We start from the raw sequence: 577 nt of genomic DNA, 5'->3' as shown, positions 1-577 counted from the left end.
GACGGTATTTCACTTCGCGACCTTACCACCAGCACCGCCGAGTGTGCCGCCTGTTCCAGAAAACATAGCTATTCCAGAGGTGCCCACCTTAACGCCTTACGACTTGCCAACGGGTAACGTTGAGGTTTCTGACGAACCCTATCGAGCGACTTTCCGAAGTGTCGGGATTCCAGACTTAATCGAAAACGATCTAACCACTGGTGTATACAAAGGTACCCCTTACTGGCTGGAAAGAGCTGAGTGGTTTAACGAGAACTATTACAATACTCTGGCAGCACGTAAAGTCTGGCCAGAAGGTAAATCGCCAGATACGCATGAGCGTGGTGACCCAGTAACATGGGCGATAGAGCCTATTGCTCAATATACTCCGCCTCCTTGTGATCAGCCTCAGCCAACCGGCTATGATGCTGAGGGTTGTCGTTATGTCAATGCACTGTTCAAAGATGTTGAAGCAGTTGACCCTGAAAAAGCTCAAGCAATGAGAGATCAAGCCCGTCGTGGCCGTGATGTTTGGTTTAAAGGTACCTTTGGTAATCAGGATGAGAACATCATTCACCAAGCACGACTAACCGGTAAA

The 577-nt window shown here is 48.9% G+C and carries 1 protein-coding gene; it reads left to right on the top strand.

The genetic code is table 11. The features are described from left to right. Positions 1–577: hypothetical protein (locus A3763_RS28310; protein ID WP_197482802.1), on the top strand; the 577-nt coding region annotated here is incomplete at both ends.

This window comes from Oleiphilus sp. HI0128 (assembly GCF_001635365.1).
This window is presented reverse-complemented; position numbering and strand designations above follow the sequence as displayed.